1 protein-coding gene and 1 pseudogene are annotated in these 1055 nt (G+C 39.0%); both read right to left on the minus strand.

Going from position 1 to position 1055, the window contains the following annotated elements; all coding sequences use genetic code 11:
• Positions 1-378: 378 nt before the first annotated feature.
• Positions 379-810 carry a hypothetical protein gene (locus tag ACVYAD_RS25005; protein WP_476428288.1) on the minus strand — a complete coding sequence of 144 codons (432 nt, stop codon included), beginning with the start codon at positions 808-810 and terminating at the stop codon, positions 379-381.
• Positions 811-821: 11 nt separating this feature from the next.
• Positions 822-1055: pseudogene (locus ACVYAD_RS25010) on the minus strand (single-stranded DNA-binding protein); the annotation flags it as partial.

The raw sequence follows: 1055 nt of genomic DNA on the forward strand, positions 1-1055 counted from the left end.
CGCCTGCACGGCAGGGGATTGGGAAGAGTAGCGAGGCTCGCCCAATTCCAGGCCGATGTCAGGCGTTAAGTTGGTAGATTGCGCTGCGCCAAAGGGAAAAAATCCACAATAAAAGCAGCCGTTTTTTTTGGCTGCCTTCCTTTTTTCTTTATTCTTTTAGGATCTTCTTCTTTCCGGCTCGTTCGGTATGACCGGAGGTAAATGGAACAGGAACCTACCAGGTGTAGCGCAAGCGTACAGCTGGTGGTTATCGGGCCATTTAATGCCGAAGCGACACTTACAGATACCTAGAGAGCGTTTTTTGCTCTCCTGGTAGCCTGTTGGTGCTGACGCCCAATGTTAAAAAATTATGAAATTCTATAATTATGTTCTACAATTTTATTTTTGATTCTTTACTTTATTATTATTTAGCTCGATCATTTCTTTGTCTAAATCAATACCTACAGCTTTTGCCCTTACTTCTAATTCTTTACGTTCAATTTCCACTGTTAATCTCTCGTAATATTCACTAATTTCACGTTCTTTCTTTTTTTGCTCAAGTAAAGCATCTGCCATTATTACATCTTCTTGCCATTTAGCTTCTACCTTACTATAACAATTAATACATAATGGGTATCTTGCTAAATGATCGTGAGCAAAGCGTCTATAAATCACTTTATAATTCTTTTTGGATACGGTTAAATAATTAAATCTAATTAGATCATACAGAATATGTTCACCCGACGGTATTTCTTTAACGTCCTTTGTCGCAATTTCACCACAACACAAACATGAAGAATTAAAAAGTTTCTTAAACAATTTTATTTTCATTATTCTACTCCTTAAAATGGTAGATCATCGTTAGATACTTCTATCGGTCCTTTGCTATTAGCAAAGGGATCCTCATCTACACGTGTATAATTCGGCTGATTCACAGGTGGTTGATTTAGCTGATAAGCATCGCCTCCAAATGAACCCTGTCCTGGCATAGCACCACCAAACTGTTGTTGTGGTTGACCACCGCCATATGACGGTTGGTTATTACCGTAAGTCTGTCCACCACCATATTGAGGAGA

Source organism: Lysinibacillus sp. G1-3 (genome assembly GCF_056322905.1).